Here is a 16,811-nt window from a genome sequence, read left to right on the forward strand (position 1 = left end):
GCGTTGCTCGTACTTTATAACCAAATCAATCTGTGTGGACACTTGTCAGTAGTCTTTAGGTAAGGAGGTGATCCAGCCCCAGGTTCCCCTAGGGCTACCTTGTTACGACTTCACCCCAGTCATGAACCACAAAGTGGTGAGCGTCCTCCCGAAGGTTAAACTACCCACTTCTTTTGCAGCCCACTCCCATGGTGTGACGGGCGGTGTGTACAAGGCCCGGGAACGTATTCACCGTGGCATTCTGATCCACGATTACTAGCGATTCCGACTTCATGGAGTCGAGTTGCAGACTCCAATCCGGACTACGACGTACTTTTTGGGATTCGCTTACCATCGCTGGTTCGCCGCCCTCTGTATACGCCATTGTAGCACGTGTGTAGCCCTACTCGTAAGGGCCATGATGACTTGACGTCGTCCCCACCTTCCTCCGGTTTATCACCGGCAGTCTCCCTGGAGTTCCCACCATTACGTGCTGGCAAACAAGGATAAGGGTTGCGCTCGTTGCGGGACTTAACCCAACATTTCACAACACGAGCTGACGACAGCCATGCAGCACCTGTCTCATAGTTCCCGAAGGCACCAAAGCATCTCTGCTAAGTTCTATGGATGTCAAGAGTAGGTAAGGTTCTTCGCGTTGCATCGAATTAAACCACATGCTCCACCGCTTGTGCGGGCCCCCGTCAATTCATTTGAGTTTTAATCTTGCGACCGTACTCCCCAGGCGGTCTACTTAACGCGTTAGCTCCGAAAGCCACTCCTCAAGGGAACAACCTCCAAGTAGACATCGTTTACGGCGTGGACTACCAGGGTATCTAATCCTGTTTGCTACCCACGCTTTCGCATCTGAGCGTCAGTCTTTGTCCAGGGGGCCGCCTTCGCCACCGGTATTCCTTCAGATCTCTACGCATTTCACCGCTACACCTGAAATTCTACCCCCCTCTACAAGACTCTAGATGACCAGTTCCAAATGCTATTCCCAGGTTAAGCCCGGGGCTTTCACATCTGGCTTAATCATCCGCCTGCATGCGCTTTACGCCCAGTAATTCCGATTAACGCTCGCACCCTCCGTATTACCGCGGCTGCTGGCACGGAGTTAGCCGGTGCTTCTTCTGCAGCTAACGTCAAATGGCAAGAGTATTAATCTTACCACCTTCCTCACTGCTGAAAGTGCTTTACAACCCGAAGGCCTTCTTCACACACGCGGCATGGCTGCATCAGGCTTGCGCCCATTGTGCAATATTCCCCACTGCTGCCTCCCGTAGGAGTCTGGACCGTGTCTCAGTTCCAGTGTGGCTGATCATCCTCTCAGACCAGCTAGGGATCGTCGCCTTGGTGAGCCTTTACCTCACCAACTAGCTAATCCCACCTAGGCGTATCCAGTAGCACAAGGCCCGAAGGTCCCCTGCTTTGCTCCAAAGAGATTATGCGGTATTAGCCATCGTTTCCAATGGTTATCCCCCTCTACTGGGCAACTTCCTAGGCATTACTCACCCGTCCGCCGCTCGCCGCCCATAAACGCACCCGAAGGATTGTTTATGTCGCTGCCGCTCGACTTGCATGTGTTAGGCCTGCCGCCAGCGTTCAATCTGAGCCATGATCAAACTCTTCAATTAAAAGTTTTTTTGGTCTTTCGACCGACTCAATGAATACTGATTACATTACTATCGTAATGTGAATTGACTGTGCCAAATCTTTCGATTTGTTTGGTCACTCAGTTCATTGATTTAAATCTTTCGACTATCAATAACGAGTGCCCACACAGATTGATTGGTTACATTGTTAAAGAGCAGCTTCGATTTCATCTCGAAGCGGAGGTGCATTCTACTGCACTTCACTGTTGAGTCAAGTCTTTTTCTTAACTTTCTCAACCCGTTGTTTCCGACGTTTGCCGTGACAACGAGGGCGCATTATAGGGAGAGATTTTTTCTTGGCAAGGGGCAAAATAAGAAAAAATGCAGTTTTTGTTTTGTTTGTTCATAAAACACACAAAGCTGCATTCTATCCTAGAGAAATCAGCTTAATTTGGTGAAGAAAACATCAAACAGCCTGCTGTTGCGACAAATTGATTTGCTCTCTTTTTCTTAAACTGGGATGACGAACCGGAATTGCAGCCAATAGTTTCTGCGTATATGGATGCTGTGGGGCATGATAAACCTGCTGCGCCTCACCCTGCTCTACGATTTCACCTTGATACATCACTGCGATGCGATCGGATACATGCCGCACCACGGATAGGTCATGTGCGATGAAAATCGTCGCAAGCCCCATCTCTTGCTGTAGTGATAAAAGCAGATTAATGATTTGTGCCTGCACGGATACATCAAGTGCTGATACAGCCTCATCGCAAATCAGAAGTTTGGGTGACAATGCGATGGCTCGTGCAATACCTATGCGCTGACGTTGGCCACCAGAAAATTCATGGGGATATTTATCAATACTGGAAGCTGGCATTCCAACTTTTTCTAATAAAGCCAAAACGCGCGCTCGGCGCTGCTGTTGATTTCCCAATCCATGAATAAGCAAAGGCTCTTCTATTATCATTCCAATCGTGTGGCGCGCATTCAATGACTCCATGGGATCTTGAAATACCATCTGCATCTGCTGGCGTAAAGCGCGCATCTCTTTGCCTCTCACATGGGTATACTCGTGTCCTTGAAAATACAGAGCCCCTTCACTAGGTCTGAGCAAATTAAGAATAGTTTTCCCCAGTGTCGATTTACCCGAGCCAGATTCACCGACAATACCAAGCGTTTCGCCGGCTCTCACACGCAATGAAACACCTTTGACCGCTTGAAAGTATTGCCGCTTCTTCCACCAAGGGCCTTTCAATGCAAAGCGCTGCCCAATATCAACTACTTCTAATAGCGGTGTTGTCATTTCAGATCTCCTGCCAGTGCCAACATGCCACACCATGTTGCTGCTGCCATTGCATTTGCGGGGACTGCTCACACTGCGCTGATACATATTGGCAGCGGTTGGCAAATCGACATCCCTTTGGCATAGCATGCAAAGGGGGAACTTGACCTTCAATGGTCAGCAATTTGCTCTTTGCAGTTTGCGATATTGATGGCATTGCCGCATGCAATCCTTTGGTATAAGGATGACGCGGAAAATCAAACAAGGTAAAGACATCGGTTTGTTCCACCGCTTTGCCGGCATACATCACCAAAACTTGGTCGCACATCTCAGCAACAACGCCCAAGTCATGGGTAATAAAGATCACCGCCATGCCAGTTTCTTGCTGCAAAGATTGAATCAATTCTAAAATTTGCGCCTGAATGGTGACATCCAGTGCAGTGGTTGGCTCGTCGGCAATTAAAATATCTGGCCGACATGCCAACGCCATGGCGATCATCACCCGCTGGCGCATCCCACCAGATAACTGATGTGGATAAACCAACAAACGAGCGGCAGGCTCAGTGATCCCCACTTTCTCAAGCAAGGCGATGGATGCCGCTTTTACTTTCGGCTTTGCCACATCGCTTCGGTGCAGTTCAAATACTTCGGCTAGCTGCTGGCCAATAGTTTGTACTGGGTTAAGCGCGGTCATAGGATCTTGGAAAATCATCGCAATGCGATTGCCCCGCAGCTGATAACGTTGCTGCGCCGACGCTTTTAATAAGTCCTGCCCCTGAAATAGAATCTCGCCACCGCTCACCCGCCCATAGGGTTGAGGCAATAAACCAAGGATCGACATTGCCGTCACACTTTTACCGCAGCCTGATTCCCCGACAATACCCAAGGTTTCACCAGCGCGCAGCTCAAAACTCAAATCATCGACGACTGTCAACAGCCCTTGTTCGGTTTGAAACTGGGTGGTTAATGACTTGACCGCAAGAATCACATCACTCATCACCACCTCCTGATATCGTGTCTGTCGTTTGTTGCTGCGCGAGTGCGTCCTCATGCACCAACTTAAATTGATGATCAATCAAGGTCACCGGATTCATCGGTCGCTCGTCTTCTTTGGCTTCTTCTGTTTTTGCCTTTTCATCGAGATCAATCCAGAAAGTCCCCGTTGAGCCGGCAAAACCCGATTCAAAGAAAATTGCCGTGGCTTTTTTCGTCGCTGGTTGCTCAGGTAGTTTCATCCAACGCCAATAGGCCGAGCGGCTATAGGGCACTGCAAAACCTGGCACAATCACCGCCGCATCAATGACCTCTTGCTGAATCTGCCGAGATAACGCTCGCTTGGTTTCAATATCAAACTCATCGCGGTAACGCATAATCAACTGATCGAGCTTTTCCGAGTGATAACCGGTAAAATGGTTGGTTTGCGGCTTGTTGGCATTAAATGAATGGAAATATTGCCAGTACACGGGAATATCCCCGGCTGACATACCAAACATCGCGAGCTGATGATTTTTCTCAAGCACATATTTAAAGCCGGTTGAGCCTTCAACCAATTTCAAATTCAGCTCTAAACCCGCCAGCTTGGCCTGCTCTTTTAGGATCACCACCCGCGGGGTATGCGCTTTACTTAAGTACACCAACTCCAGCGCCAATCGCTCCCCTTTGGCGTTAATGCGAATGCCATCACCACCGAGACGATCAAAGCCACCTTTGGCAAAGTATGCGCCCGCTTTTTGTGGGTCAAACGGGAGAGGGGCTGTATCGAGGTCGTACGCCCCTCGCCCACCGCCCAATCCATGGGGTTTTCGAGAGTAATCGCCACGCAGCACGCGCTCAATCACCAAATCCAAATCCAGCGCTTGCATCACACCACGGCGCACATTGAGATTATCCAGCGGCGGCTTATTTACATTCAGCCAAATATCCCCAGCACCCTGTGAGGTTTCGTTATAGAGCCAAGCTTTATGAATATAGCCTTGGTCATACAACTCACCCTTGGCTTTATCGTGCCAAAAGGTCGGCATCAGCATCACGAAGCTATCTAATTTGCCCTTTTCAAAATATTTCAGGGCGATGTCCATATCGCGGATCACCTTGATACGAATCTTGGCGACATTAAATCGGTTCTGATAGTAGCGATTGTGGTAGCCCCACCAGTCTTGCCCCATGTGGTGAAACTCCACTGTCTTGCCCTTTCGAATTTTGGCAATGCGATAGGGACCGGTCACCGGCTCAGGTTTAAAGTTAAAGCGGCGTACATAGTTATCTTCGACCCCATCTTGATTGACATCATTTTTCGGGTTGGCATAAAAATGGGCGGGGCGTGGGGTTAAATTGACGTAGTACATCAGCTCATCGGCATTACGCGGTTTAGCTGATACCACTGCCAGGGTGTGATCGTCGTACTTAATTACCCCTGAAAGCTCATTGGTGTAAAAGTCGTTATACCAAGGCGACACTATGTCTTTTGAGCGCATAAATTGGAAAAGATAGAGAAAATCATCGGCGGTTACGGGCACGCCATCACTCCAACGTGCCTTAGGATCGAGCCGGTAATAAACGGTTTGATGATCATCTCCCAGCGCCCAAGATTGTGCGATCGCCGGTAGCCACTGCTCAGTATTGGGGTGTTTTTGCAAAAGAGACTCTGATGCTTGCAAAATCCAAGCACGAAATGAGCCATTTGAATCAGGGCCAACGGTACGAAATGTTTGAGGGAAAGAAGCGATAAAGGTGCGATAAGTACCGCCAAATTTCGCTTCAGGCGAGGCAAACAAAGGCGCGTCATTATTATATTGCCAGATTAAATTGGCGGGCATGGGTTTCAGCGCTAAGCCGGGCGTTGCAGCCACAGCCGTTTGTTCAGCAGCCAATTGAGGCGCATTTTCTTGCACCTGCACGCCATTTGTTGTTTGCACAGAATGCTCAGCGCAAACCGCAGCACTCCATAAGCCAATAAAAAGCAGTCCATATTTTTTCATTAGCAGTACCGTGTGTATTTTTTCGGATCGAAGGCCTCGCGTACGCCCTCACCAATAAAGGTCACCATCACCAAGACCAGCACCACAGCCGTAACCACGGAACTGACAATCCAAGGCGCTTGTAGGTTGGATTTACCTTGCTGCAGTAGCTCTCCCCAACTCGGGGTTGGTGGCATCAGCCCTAGCCCCAAATAATCTAAAGCGGTTAATGCTGAAATATTGGCGACAATGGCAAAGGGCGCGAGCGTCACCACCATCACCATGGTGTTGGGTAAAATATGACGGGTAATAATGCGCCAATTAGAAGCACCAATGGCGCGTGCCGCCATAACATAATCACGCGCTTTTTCTTTGTAGGTCATGGTGCGCATATACCAGGTCATTCCCATCCAGCCAAAGAGCACGTTAATGGCGACAAATAGGGTAAAACTTGGCTTCATGATCGACACCAAGATCATAATGACGTAGAGAAAGGGCACCATGGACCAAATCTCGATAAAGCGCTGCATAAGCAAATCAAACCGGCCGCCAAAAAATCCCATAGCCGAACCTACCAGCACCCCAATGGCAAAGGAGACTGACATCGTCAGTAGGGCAAAGCCAATGGCGATACGAAAGCCATAAATCAATCGCGCGGCAATATCTCGCCCCACGGTATCTGTTCCGAGAAAATGACGATGCTCTAGATTGGGCGCGCTAGGCGGAAAATCATTGTCATAATCTTGCTCAAAGGGGTTCCATGGAATGATCGGCATCAGCACTAAATTATCGCTACCGATAAAGGCTTTTTTTAGCGCTCGATAATCAGTTTCATAGCCATAATCTTGGCCAAAGGTATGTCCCGAATAGACATTGGCGTAGGTTGGAAAATACCACTGCCCGTCATAACGCACCGCTAAGGCACGGCTATTCACAAACAGCTCGGCAAAACAGGCCAATAGCAGCAATGCCAACATCAGGAGTAAAGAGTAGTAACTGCGTTTAATGGCGCGAAAACGCTGCCATTTCTTTCGAGTTAAATCGCTTATCATGCTGCTGCCTCGCCAAATTTCACGCGCGGGTCCACCAGCGCAACACAAATATCAGACAGAAGATTGCCCACCATTAGCAGCACCGCGTTGATCGCTAAAATGCCCATCACCACCGGATAATCCCGTTCCATAATGGCGTCGTATGCCAACAGGCCAATGCCATCAATGTCAAAGATCACTTCAATCAAAAAAGAACCCGTTAAAAAGAACATCAGTGAGTTGCCAAAATGACTGGCAATGGGGATCAAACTATTACGCAGTGCATGGCGACGCACCGCTTGGCGAAATGGCAACCCCTTAGCAATGGCGGTGCGCACATAGTCAGCGGCCAAGTTTTCCATTAAGTTATTTTTCATGGTCATGGTCAGCAGCGCAAAATCGCCCACCACATAACAGGTCAGCGGTAACACCGCATGCCAGAGCAGATCTTTAACCTGCCCCCACAGGGTAAAATCACTAAAGTCATCATCGACAAAGCCCCCCATGGGAAACCATTCCAAATGATCGCTAAACACACTGATCAGTAGCACCCCCACCACATAACCAGGCAGCGCATAACCAATAAAGATCACCACAGAGCTAGCAACATCAGAAGGCTGCTGATGTTTCAGCGCCTTGTAATACCCCAGTGGAATTGAAACCAGATAAGCAATAAGAAAGGTGGCAAGGCCATAGAAAAGCGAGACAGGAAGGCGTTCTAAAATCATCGACAGTACAGGTTCGTAGTAGCGTGTCGATTCGCCTAAATCAAACTGCAGCAAATGCCCCAACCACTCAAGATAGGCACTGCCAATGGGTTTATCCAAACCATAAAAGGCATTGAGCTCCGCAAGTTGATCTTGCGATAGGCCTGAGCTGGACTCCTCCATCATACTGCTGGTGCCGCCTTCCAGCTGGCTTGCCAACATTAAACGCTCCACCGGCCCACCCGGTACAAAGCGCGTCAGAGCAAACACCAATAGGGTGATACCAATAAAGGTGGGGATCATCAAAAGTAAGCGGCGAGCGATATAACTGGGCATAGCGGCAAATCCATCCTTGTCGGCCGATGATCAAAAAACATACGCTCAAGTATATAAGACGAAACAAAAAAAAGACCACAGCCTTGGCTGTGGTCTCATAATTCAGTCACATTGTTCGCCGATCATTCTAGACAGCAAGCGCACAATTGGATATTGCATACATTGGCAATCAAGCGATGGTCGATTATGCGCGATCGCGCAAATAAGCTGGCACATCAGCAATACTATCAAGCACTGCATCAGCCAAGCTTTCGCCTTGCTCAGTCACCGGCTTGCCGGTGCGCACCAACACCTTGGTACCAATACCCGCATTGATCGCCGCTTGCATATCATCGGCTTTGTCACCAATCATCACTGAATTGGCCATATCGATTTTTAGAAAATCGCGCGCAGAGAAAAACATGCCAGGCTTGGGTTTACGACAATCACAATCTTGCTTGTATTCGCCAATGCCATGCTCTGGGTGATGCGGACAATAATAGATGCCATCAAAATCCACGCCGTTGTCTGCAAAGTTCCAATCCATCCATTCAGTAAGGGATAGAAACTGGTCTTCACTAAAATAACCTCGGGCGATCCCCGATTGGTTGGTCACCAAAACCAATAGGTAACCCTGCGCTTTAAGCGCGCGGCAGGCATCAAAAACACCTTCGACATATTCAAAATCATCGGTGGTCGCCACATAACCATGGTCAACGTTAATGACACCATCTCGGTCAATAAAAACGGCTGGGTTTGACAAAATTGCATTCTCTTTGATCAATCAACGGCTAAGTATCGCATGCAGCCTTAAAGAAATCACGGCAAAAAGTTTTAGACGTCTAGACATAAAAAAGTCTATTGACTTGCTTCATTCTAGTCCCTAGTATCATTTGCAACGAGAACATATCTGGCTGGCAGGATGCCAAAATATCATCAGGATATTCCGGCAAGATGCTTGAGCACGCAGGAAGTAGGAAGTGCCATGATTCAAATCGAACAGGTCAATAAGATTTTTCACCAAGGCGGACGCGATATCGCGGCGCTGCGTGATATCAATCTACAGATCCCAGCAGGGAAAATATTTGGCGTTATTGGCGCCTCAGGCGCAGGTAAAAGTACGCTGATCCGCTGCGTCAATCTTCTAGAGCGCCCCACCAGCGGCAAAGTCATTGTCGATGGTATCGACCTCACCACCTTAGATGATCAAGCGCTCTCTCAAGCGCGCCGCAATATCGGCATGATTTTCCAACATTTTAATCTGCTTTCATCGCGCACTGTGTTTGCCAATGTGGCATTGCCGCTTGAATTGGCCAACACGCCAAAAGCTGAAATCGAGCAGCGCGTCAGTGAATTACTTGAACTAGTTGGCCTCAGTGATAAGCGCGATGTCTATCCTGCTAATCTCAGTGGCGGTCAAAAACAGCGTGTCGCCATTGCCCGTGCGCTAGCCAATAAGCCAAAGGTACTGCTTTGTGACGAAGCGACCAGTGCGCTAGATCCAGCCACCACCCAGTCTATTTTAAATCTGCTTCGCGAAATCAATCAGCAGCTCAACCTCACTATTTTGCTGATCACCCATGAGATGTCTGTGGTCAAACAAATTTGCTCTGATGTGGCGATTATTGGTGGCGGTGAGCTGGTTGAAAGCGGCCCTGTGGGCGATATTTTTGCCCATGCCAAAACACCGCTAGCGCAGCAATTTATTCGCTCAACCTTAAACCTTACCATTCCGGCTGAATTTGCTGAGCGCCTCCAGCCAGAATATGAAGAAGGCTGCTATCCACTGATCCGCCTGGAATTTACCGGCGCTTCGGTAAATGTGCCGCTGATAAGCCAAGTGGCGCGTGAGTTCAACATTGATATTAGTATTCTCAGCTCAGATTTAGACTACGCCGGCGGCGTGAAATTTGGTCTGCTCCATGCCGAACTACTCGGTACTAAAGAGGATGGCGAGCAAGCCATTGCCTATATTCGTCAGCACAAAGTGAATGTGGAGGTGCTTGGTTATGTTCGCTAGTCTACAAGCTTGGATCGCGGATCCTGAAACACCGAAACTGTTATCACTACTTCCTGGTGCCATGCTCGATACGCTGATCATGGTTGCCATTGCCAGTGTGATTGGCTTTATCGTCGGCACTGTACTTGGTGTGATCCTACACCAGAGCAAATTGGGTGGTATCTACCAAAACGCCAAACTCAATCTCATTTTAGGTTGGGTGGTCAATGTCGGTCGATCCATTCCATTTTTGATTCTAATGGTGGCTTTGGTGCCTTTTACCCGCTTCGTGGTCGGCACCAGTATCGGTACCGCGGGCGCTGTGGTGCCACTGACCATTGGCATCATTCCATTTATCGCACGTCTGATTGAAGGCGCACTGATGGAAGTCCCATCCGGTCTTGTGGAAGCGGCAAAAGCCATGGGGGCGAGCAAGTTTCAGATTATTTGTAAGGTGCTTTTACCCGAAGCGCTTCCCGGAATTATCAATGCATTGACCATTACCCTGATCACTTTAATCAGCTACTCAGCTATGGCGGGTACTGTGGGTGGTGGCGGTATTGGTGACTATGCCGTCAACTACGGCTATTACCGCTCACAACATGGCGAGATGGTGGTGGCAATTATTCTACTCATCATATTGGTGCAACTGGTGCAAAGCCTTGGCGATTACTTGGTCCGCCGCGTTGATCACCGTTAATGGATAAAAATTGAAAGTTAGGAGAACAATGATGAAATTTAACCTAAAACATATTGCAGTGGCCTTGGGCCTTGGCGCACTACTTGCCCTAACCGGCTGTGGTGAAAGTAAAGATGAACAAGCGCAAGTGCTAAAAGTTGGCGTGATGGCTGGTCCTGAAACTGAGCTTGCTGAAATTGCGAGTAAAGTTGCGAAAGAGAAATACAACCTTGATGTTGAGCTTGTGACCTTTAATGATTACGTGACACCAAATACCGCACTGCATGACAAATCAATTGATCTCAATGCATTCCAGCACAAGCCATATCTTGATGCGCAAGTAAAAGACAAGGGCTACCAGTTTGCAATTGCTGGCAATACCTTGGTTTACCCAATTGCAGCTTATTCAAAATCAATCAAGAACATCAGCGAGCTGAAAGAAGGCGACAAAGTTGCCCTACCAAACGATCTCACCAACTTGGGTCGTTCACTGATTTTGCTTGAGAAGCAAGGTCTTCTGAAACTCAAAGACAATGCAGGCCTCACCGCAACTGCGCTGGATATCGTTGAAAACCCACTGAACCTTGAGTTTGTTGAACTGCCAGGGGCGCAATTGCCACACGCACTAAACGATGTACAACTTGCTGTGATTAACAACACCTTTGCTGGTCGCGCTGGCCTCACCGCTGAAAAAGACAGCTTGTTTGTTGAAGACAAAGAATCACCTTACGTCAACCTCATCGTTGCTCGTCAAGACAATGTCAATGATGAAAAAGTGAAGCAATTTGTTCAGTCTTACCAAACTGACGCAGTCTTTAATAAAGCGCTTGAGCTATTTGATGGCGGCGCAGTAAAAGGCTGGTAATTACCGCGATTGATTGAATCATTGCACAACAAAGGCTGACACCATGTCAGCCTTTGTTTTTATCTCAATCCCAGCATACAGCGCCAAGCGGCTATGCTATCTTCTGCCACCATGTCGCATTCAACCAAAAATAAATTATGACCTATCGCATCACCCCCGTGGGCACGCTGAAAAGCCCCTATCAAGAAAAGTTTGCCGTACCGCGCCAACCCGGTTTAGCGCCGAGCGTGATCAGTGAAATTCATCTTCAAGGGCAAGCCAACCAATGGGAAGCGGTGCGTGGATTGGAGCAATTTAGCCATCTATGGCTACTATTTTTGTTTGATCAAAATTTAGAGGCAGGCTGGCGACCAACGGTTCGTCCGCCACGTTTAGGTGGCAATGAACGCATTGGCGTATTTGCGTCTCGCGCCACCTTTCGTCCTAACGGTATCGGCCAATCGGCAGTCAAATTAGAAGGGATTCGACTTGAGCAAGGGCAAGTGATCATTGCCGTGAGCGGTGCCGACCTGGTGAATGGCACACCCATTGTCGATATCAAGCCCTACATTCCCTACAGCGATGCCATTGTCGATGCTAAGGGCGGATTTGCGCCCAGTGCGCCGACACCCAGCGAGGTCACTTGGTCTGCGCAAGCACTGCAGGATCAGCAAAACCTGAAGCTAAGCACGATGCAACAGCAGGTGATTGTCGAAGTTTTAAGCCAAGATCCACGCCCTGCTTATAAAAAAGGCAAGGCCGATCAAAAGCGCTATGCGGTACATCTTTTTGATCTCAATGTGCACTTCTATTTTGAACTAGGCGATGATGGCCATACTCAAATTGTGATTGACCACATCCAGCACTTTTGAACTAAAGCAAGCGCTGGTAAACTAACCCACTATTTTTTTCATTTTGAATACGGATACCCAAATGCGTACCAGTAAATACCTTCTCTCCACTTTGAAGGAAACCCCAAACGACGCAGAAATCGTGAGCCACCAGCTCATGCTGCGTGCAGGTATGATCCGTAAGCTGGCTTCAGGTCTTTATACTTGGCTGCCTACAGGTCTACGCGTGCTGCGTAAAGTTGAAAACATCGTTCGTCAAGAGATCGACAACGCCGGTGCAATCGAAACATTGATGCCGGTTGTTCAGCCGTTTGAATTATGGGAAGAGACTGGCCGCTCTGAGAAGATGGGTCCCGAGCTTCTTCGCTTTACCGACCGCCACATGCGTCCTTTCGTTCTGAGCCCAACTGCAGAAGAAGTGATCACCGCATTGGTGCGCAATGAAGTGAGTTCTTACAAGCAACTGCCAATCAATCTATATCAAATCCAAACCAAATTCCGCGATGAGCGCCGTCCACGTTTTGGTGTGATGCGCGCCCGCGAATTTTGCATGATGGATGCTTACAGCTTTGATATGGACAAAGCGGGTCTTGAGCAATCTTACCAAGCGATGCACGATGCTTACTGTAAAGCCTTTGACCGCATGGGTCTTGAGTACCGTCCAGTATTGGCTGACTCTGGCGCTATTGGTGGTAATGGCTCACAAGAGTTCCACGTACTAGCGGAAAGCGGCGAAGACTTGATCGCATTCTCAACCGAGTCTGATTACGCAGCGAATATCGAGAAAGCAGAAGCCATTGCGCCTGCCGTTGAACGCGCGGCACCAACTGTCGAGATGACTTTGGTTGATACACCAAACGCGAAAACCATCGCAGAATTGGTTGAGCAACACGGTTTGCCAATCGAAAAAACCGTGAAAACCCTCTTTGTCAAAGCATCAGATCAAATCGATGCACCGATTGTTGCGTTGATCGTTCGTGGTGACCATGAGCTAAACGAAATCAAGGCGGAAAACCTTGCTGAAGTTGCAGCGCCGCTAGAGATGGCCACTGAAGAAGAGATGCGCGAGCTGATCGGTGCGGGCGCAGGCTCTCTCGGCCCTGTGGGTCTTGAACTACCATTTATCGTCGACCGCTCTGTTGCGGTAATGAGTGATTTTGGCGCGGGTGCAAACATCGACGGCAAACACTACTTCGGCATCAACTGGGGTCGTGACGTTGAATTAGGTCAAGTAGCCGATCTACGTAACGTGGTCGAAGGCGATCCAAGCCCATGTGGTCAAGGTACCCTACTGCTTAAACGTGGTATTGAAGTAGGTCATATCTTCCAATTGGGCACCACTTATTCTGAAAAAATGAACTGTGGCGTGCTTGGCGCTGATGGTAAAAACGTAATCCTTGAAATGGGTTGCTATGGTATCGGCGTTTCCCGCGTTGTTGCTTCTGCCATTGAACAAAACCACGACAAATACGGCATCATTTGGCCGGATGCATTGGCACCGTTCCAAGTGGCTATCGTACCAATGAACATGCACAAATCTGAGCGCGTTCAAGAAGCCGCTGAAAAACTCTATGCAGAACTCTCTGCAATGGGTATCGAAGTGCTATTTGACGATCGTAAAGAGCGCCCAGGGGTGATGTTCTCCGATATGGAATTGATCGGTATTCCACATACCATCATTATCGGTGAACGCAGCATGGATGAAGGCGTATTTGAGTATAAATCTCGTCGTGACGGCAACAAAGAAGCGGTTGCCATGGCAGAGATGATTGATTTCATTCAAGCCAAACTTCAATAATTCGACTTCGCTCCATTTTGAATAAACGCCTCAATTTGAGGCGTTTTTTTGTTTCTCAAAGGCTGAAATTTTGGCTTACCCTTGAATAAGGAGATCAAAAAGGAAGCGTGCATGGCAGCAAAGTCGCAACAAAAATGCGCCCTGATGCTCACCGGTGGTGGTGCGCAAGCGGCCTATCAAGTTGGCGTTCTCAAAGCGATTGCCGAGTGGTATCCGCGTGTTCATCATGCCCCATTTTCCATCTATTGCGGCACCTCGGCTGGCGCCATTAATGCCACCGCAGTTGCCAGTTACAACGCTTGCTTTCGCCTCGGGGTCAAAAAGCTCGATTGGTTTTGGCGACGCCTTCATACCAATCGCGTTTTTGCTGCAACCTTTACTGGCGTCAGTAAACATATTCTCGGCCAAGTATTTGGTCGTATGCGTGCCAGTTATCTCCCCCCCCCCACAGTCTCACTGCTCGACAACCAACCGCTACGCAGCATGCTCAATGAAGTGATCCACTATCCAAGGCTTGAACAGCAAATTCGCAGCCAAGTACTCGATGCGCTTGCGGTCACCGTCTCCAGCTATCAAAGCGGTGTCTCCATGAGCTTTTATCAAGGCCAAGGACATTTTCGTCCATGGACCAAAGCCAAACACAAAGGCCGCCCCGCGCTAATTCGCAATGATCACCTGCTGGCATCAGCCGCCATTCCACTCCTCTTTCCGGCGGTAAAAATTGGCGATAGTTATTTTGGCGACGGCTCTATCCACCAGCTTTCGCCACTCAGCCCTGCGATTAAACTTGGCGCCGATAAAATTCTGATTATCAGTGTCACCCCACCGAGAACAGGTCAAAAACAAACGACAGAGCATCCACCAGGCCTAGGGCATATCTCAGGCCATTTGCTCGATACCATCTTTAGTGATGCGCTCACGGCTGACATTGAGCAGCTTGAACGGACCAACTTACTCATTCGCCACTTAACCGAGCGGCAAAAAAAATCCCTCGACCTGCGGCATATTGATGTCTGCCTGATGGCACCACAGCGCAGTTTTGCCCATATCGCCCGCCAATTTTATGGCAACATGCCAATCATGGTTCGCGTCCTAATGCGTTTACTGGGGATCAGCCCGCGCGACGATGCCTCAATCACCAGCTTCCTTCTTTTTGAACCTGCCTTTATTCGTGCCCTCATTGAACAGGGTTATCAGGATGCCCAGAAAAACAGAGCGAAATTGCACGAATTTTTAGAGATCAGTAAATAAACGCGACATTTCAAGATATTGATAAAAAAATCATTTTGATTAGGCATGCATATTGCTTAATATTTGATACCTTTTTTAACCCACTCGATGCGATGGAGCAGGCAGTATGGACTCAACTCTTTGGGAACACCTGTTTGAAGACAAACCTCGACGCCAGCCTATTGGTGTGGAGCAACGTCTTTTGCTGCTGCAAAAACTCCAAGGCAAGCTAGAACTGAAGCCGCTTTTTCATGCATTTTTAAGCGAACTCAGTAAGCAGTTGGACGTCGCCTCTTTGGTGTGGGATTTCGAAGGTACCAGCTATATCATCAAAGCGGGCAAAGGCACGGAGTTTCGACAGCGCTTTAGTTTGCAATATGCCAAGCAAGATCTAGGCATTTTGCAATACAGCACGCCCTACTCGCTGGATGAAGATGAAATCCGTCTGATCAATACCTACCACAAACTTTTTGCCGGCTCACTGAGCTGCGCCATTGAGTATCGCAGAGTCAAAAATATGGCACTGCGTGACTGTTTAACTGGTTTGGGCAATCGCACCAGCTTTGAACAGGATCTCAACCATGCCATCGCACTATGTCAGCGTGAACAAAGCGGCTTAGTACTGATCATGTTTGATCTCAATAACTTCAAGCAAGTCAATGACACCTATGGTCACCTTGATGGCGACCGCGTACTCAGCCAATTTGCCCATGTATTGCAAAGCTCACTGCGCGCATGCGATCGCTGCTATCGCCTCGGTGGTGATGAGTTTTCGGCCATTTTGCAACCCGCCACCGAAGAGTCCATCTATAAGGTGACGCAACGTATTGAGCAGCACATTCAAACCAACTCATTGCTTGCCCGTTTTCGCGTGCGCACCGCCATGGGTTCTGCGATGTTTGGCACGGGTGACAGCTATGCGTCACTCTATGATCGCGCCGACCGTCAGCTTTATAAACACAAGCGCAATTAATTTTTTCATCCCTACCTTTTCATCGTGATTTGGTTCTTTTTCTCTTTGTTGTAACAGTGAGATAGATTCCTATTTGGCTAAAGTCATGAACAAGGTATAGTAGCGCCAAATTAATTCGGAGTTGCTATGAAACCCTTTGACTGTTGTGAACTGGTTCGCCATGCCTATTCCCAAATTGGTAGTGCTGAACTTGGTTATATTCCGCAAGCCATCAGCTGCGCGGTAAAAGCCCTTAACGAAATTGCTGCTGACGAAACCGTGCCACAGGCGCAGCGTGAGAAAGCAGCCTTTGCTTGTGCCAATCTGCTGATTAGTGATTTTGAGGATTAGTATGGAACTCGACAATTATTTGACGATGGATCCAATTATGTTGATGAGCATCGTCAACATGAAATTGCGCGATGAGTTTGAAGATTTAGACGATCTTGTAGCGCACTATGATCTAAGCAAAGCAAAATTGATTACCCGTCTTAAAGCGGCAGGCTTTGAGTACCTTGTCGATATCAAGCAGTTCCGCTAATTCAGCATTTCAATTGCAGATTCGACTCAATAAAAAAGGCGCCAAGGCGCC

General features: G+C 48.4%; 15 protein-coding genes and 1 rRNA gene. 9 read left to right on the forward strand and 7 right to left on the reverse strand.

Going from position 1 to position 16,811, the window contains the following annotated elements; translation table 11 throughout:
* Positions 1 to 60 precede the first annotated feature (60 nt).
* From L9P36_RS10400 to gmhB, 7 genes are all read right to left on the reverse strand, one after another.
* Positions 61 to 1,613 (reverse strand): 16S ribosomal RNA (locus tag L9P36_RS10400).
* Positions 1,614 to 2,037: 424 nt separating this feature from the next.
* Positions 2,038 to 2,877, reverse strand: coding sequence for an ABC transporter ATP-binding protein (locus L9P36_RS10405; protein WP_237466598.1), 840 nt, complete (start codon positions 2,875 to 2,877; stop codon positions 2,038 to 2,040).
* Between the two features lies 1 nt (position 2,878).
* Positions 2,879 to 3,856 (reverse strand): ABC transporter ATP-binding protein, encoded by a 978-nt coding sequence (locus tag L9P36_RS10410; RefSeq protein WP_237467912.1) that lies wholly within the window; start codon positions 3,854 to 3,856, stop codon positions 2,879 to 2,881.
* Complete coding sequence (locus L9P36_RS10415; protein WP_237466599.1) at positions 3,846 to 5,834, reverse strand: extracellular solute-binding protein; 1,989 nt, start codon at positions 5,832 to 5,834, stop codon at positions 3,846 to 3,848. The genes L9P36_RS10410 and L9P36_RS10415 overlap by 11 nt, the downstream gene beginning before the upstream one ends.
* On the reverse strand, positions 5,834 to 6,865 hold the full coding sequence (locus L9P36_RS10420) for an ABC transporter permease (protein WP_237466600.1): 1,032 nt from the start codon (positions 6,863 to 6,865) through the stop codon (positions 5,834 to 5,836). Before L9P36_RS10420 ends, L9P36_RS10415 begins: the two co-directional genes overlap by 1 nt.
* The gene (locus L9P36_RS10425; protein ID WP_237466601.1) at positions 6,862 to 7,887 is read right to left on the reverse strand and encodes an ABC transporter permease subunit; all 1,026 of its coding nucleotides are present in this window, start codon (positions 7,885 to 7,887) and stop codon (positions 6,862 to 6,864) included. Before L9P36_RS10425 ends, L9P36_RS10420 begins: the two co-directional genes overlap by 4 nt.
* A gap of 184 nt (positions 7,888 to 8,071) precedes the next feature.
* Positions 8,072 to 8,629 (reverse strand): D-glycero-beta-D-manno-heptose 1,7-bisphosphate 7-phosphatase, encoded by a 558-nt coding sequence (gene gmhB / locus L9P36_RS10430; protein WP_237466602.1) that lies wholly within the window; start codon positions 8,627 to 8,629, stop codon positions 8,072 to 8,074.
* A 222-nt stretch (positions 8,630 to 8,851) separates the two neighbouring features.
* Here gmhB and metN point away from each other — a divergent pair, with 222 nt between their 5' ends.
* The 9 genes from metN (at position 8,852) to L9P36_RS10475 (ending at position 16,760) form a co-directional block, all read left to right on the forward strand.
* Positions 8,852 to 9,886 (forward strand): methionine ABC transporter ATP-binding protein MetN, encoded by a 1,035-nt coding sequence (gene metN, locus L9P36_RS10435; RefSeq protein WP_237466603.1) that lies wholly within the window; start codon positions 8,852 to 8,854, stop codon positions 9,884 to 9,886.
* Positions 9,876 to 10,565 (forward strand): methionine ABC transporter permease, encoded by a 690-nt coding sequence (locus L9P36_RS10440; protein WP_290368694.1) that lies wholly within the window; start codon positions 9,876 to 9,878, stop codon positions 10,563 to 10,565. The genes metN and L9P36_RS10440 overlap by 11 nt, the downstream gene beginning before the upstream one ends.
* A gap of 31 nt (positions 10,566 to 10,596) precedes the next feature.
* A complete protein-coding gene (gene metQ / locus L9P36_RS10445) occupies positions 10,597 to 11,409 on the forward strand; it encodes a methionine ABC transporter substrate-binding lipoprotein MetQ (RefSeq protein WP_237466604.1) in 813 nt (270 codons plus the stop codon).
* A 137-nt stretch (positions 11,410 to 11,546) separates the two neighbouring features.
* Complete coding sequence (gene tsaA / locus L9P36_RS10450) at positions 11,547 to 12,260, forward strand: tRNA (N6-threonylcarbamoyladenosine(37)-N6)-methyltransferase TrmO (protein ID WP_237466605.1); 714 nt, start codon at positions 11,547 to 11,549, stop codon at positions 12,258 to 12,260.
* 61 nt (positions 12,261 to 12,321) lie between these two features.
* Positions 12,322 to 14,037, forward strand: coding sequence for a proline--tRNA ligase (locus tag L9P36_RS10455; protein WP_237466606.1), 1,716 nt, complete (start codon positions 12,322 to 12,324; stop codon positions 14,035 to 14,037).
* A 111-nt stretch (positions 14,038 to 14,148) separates the two neighbouring features.
* Entirely contained in the window at positions 14,149 to 15,288 is a 1,140-nt protein-coding gene (locus L9P36_RS10460; protein ID WP_237466607.1) for a patatin-like phospholipase family protein, read from the forward strand.
* Positions 15,289 to 15,394: 106 nt separating this feature from the next.
* Positions 15,395 to 16,240: a GGDEF domain-containing protein gene (locus L9P36_RS10465; RefSeq protein WP_237466608.1), complete on the forward strand. Its 846-nt coding sequence runs from the start codon at positions 15,395 to 15,397 to the stop codon at positions 16,238 to 16,240.
* A gap of 126 nt (positions 16,241 to 16,366) precedes the next feature.
* A complete protein-coding gene (locus L9P36_RS10470; RefSeq protein WP_237466609.1) occupies positions 16,367 to 16,570 on the forward strand; it encodes a YaeP family protein in 204 nt (67 codons plus the stop codon).
* A gap of 1 nt (position 16,571) precedes the next feature.
* Complete coding sequence (locus L9P36_RS10475; RefSeq protein ID WP_237466610.1) at positions 16,572 to 16,760, forward strand: DUF4250 domain-containing protein; 189 nt, start codon at positions 16,572 to 16,574, stop codon at positions 16,758 to 16,760.
* The last annotated feature ends 51 nt before the right edge of the window (positions 16,761 to 16,811 follow it).

Origin of the sequence: Vibrio stylophorae, assembly GCF_921293875.1 — a bacterium.
GTDB lineage: Bacteria > Pseudomonadota > Gammaproteobacteria > Enterobacterales > Vibrionaceae > Vibrio_A > Vibrio_A stylophorae.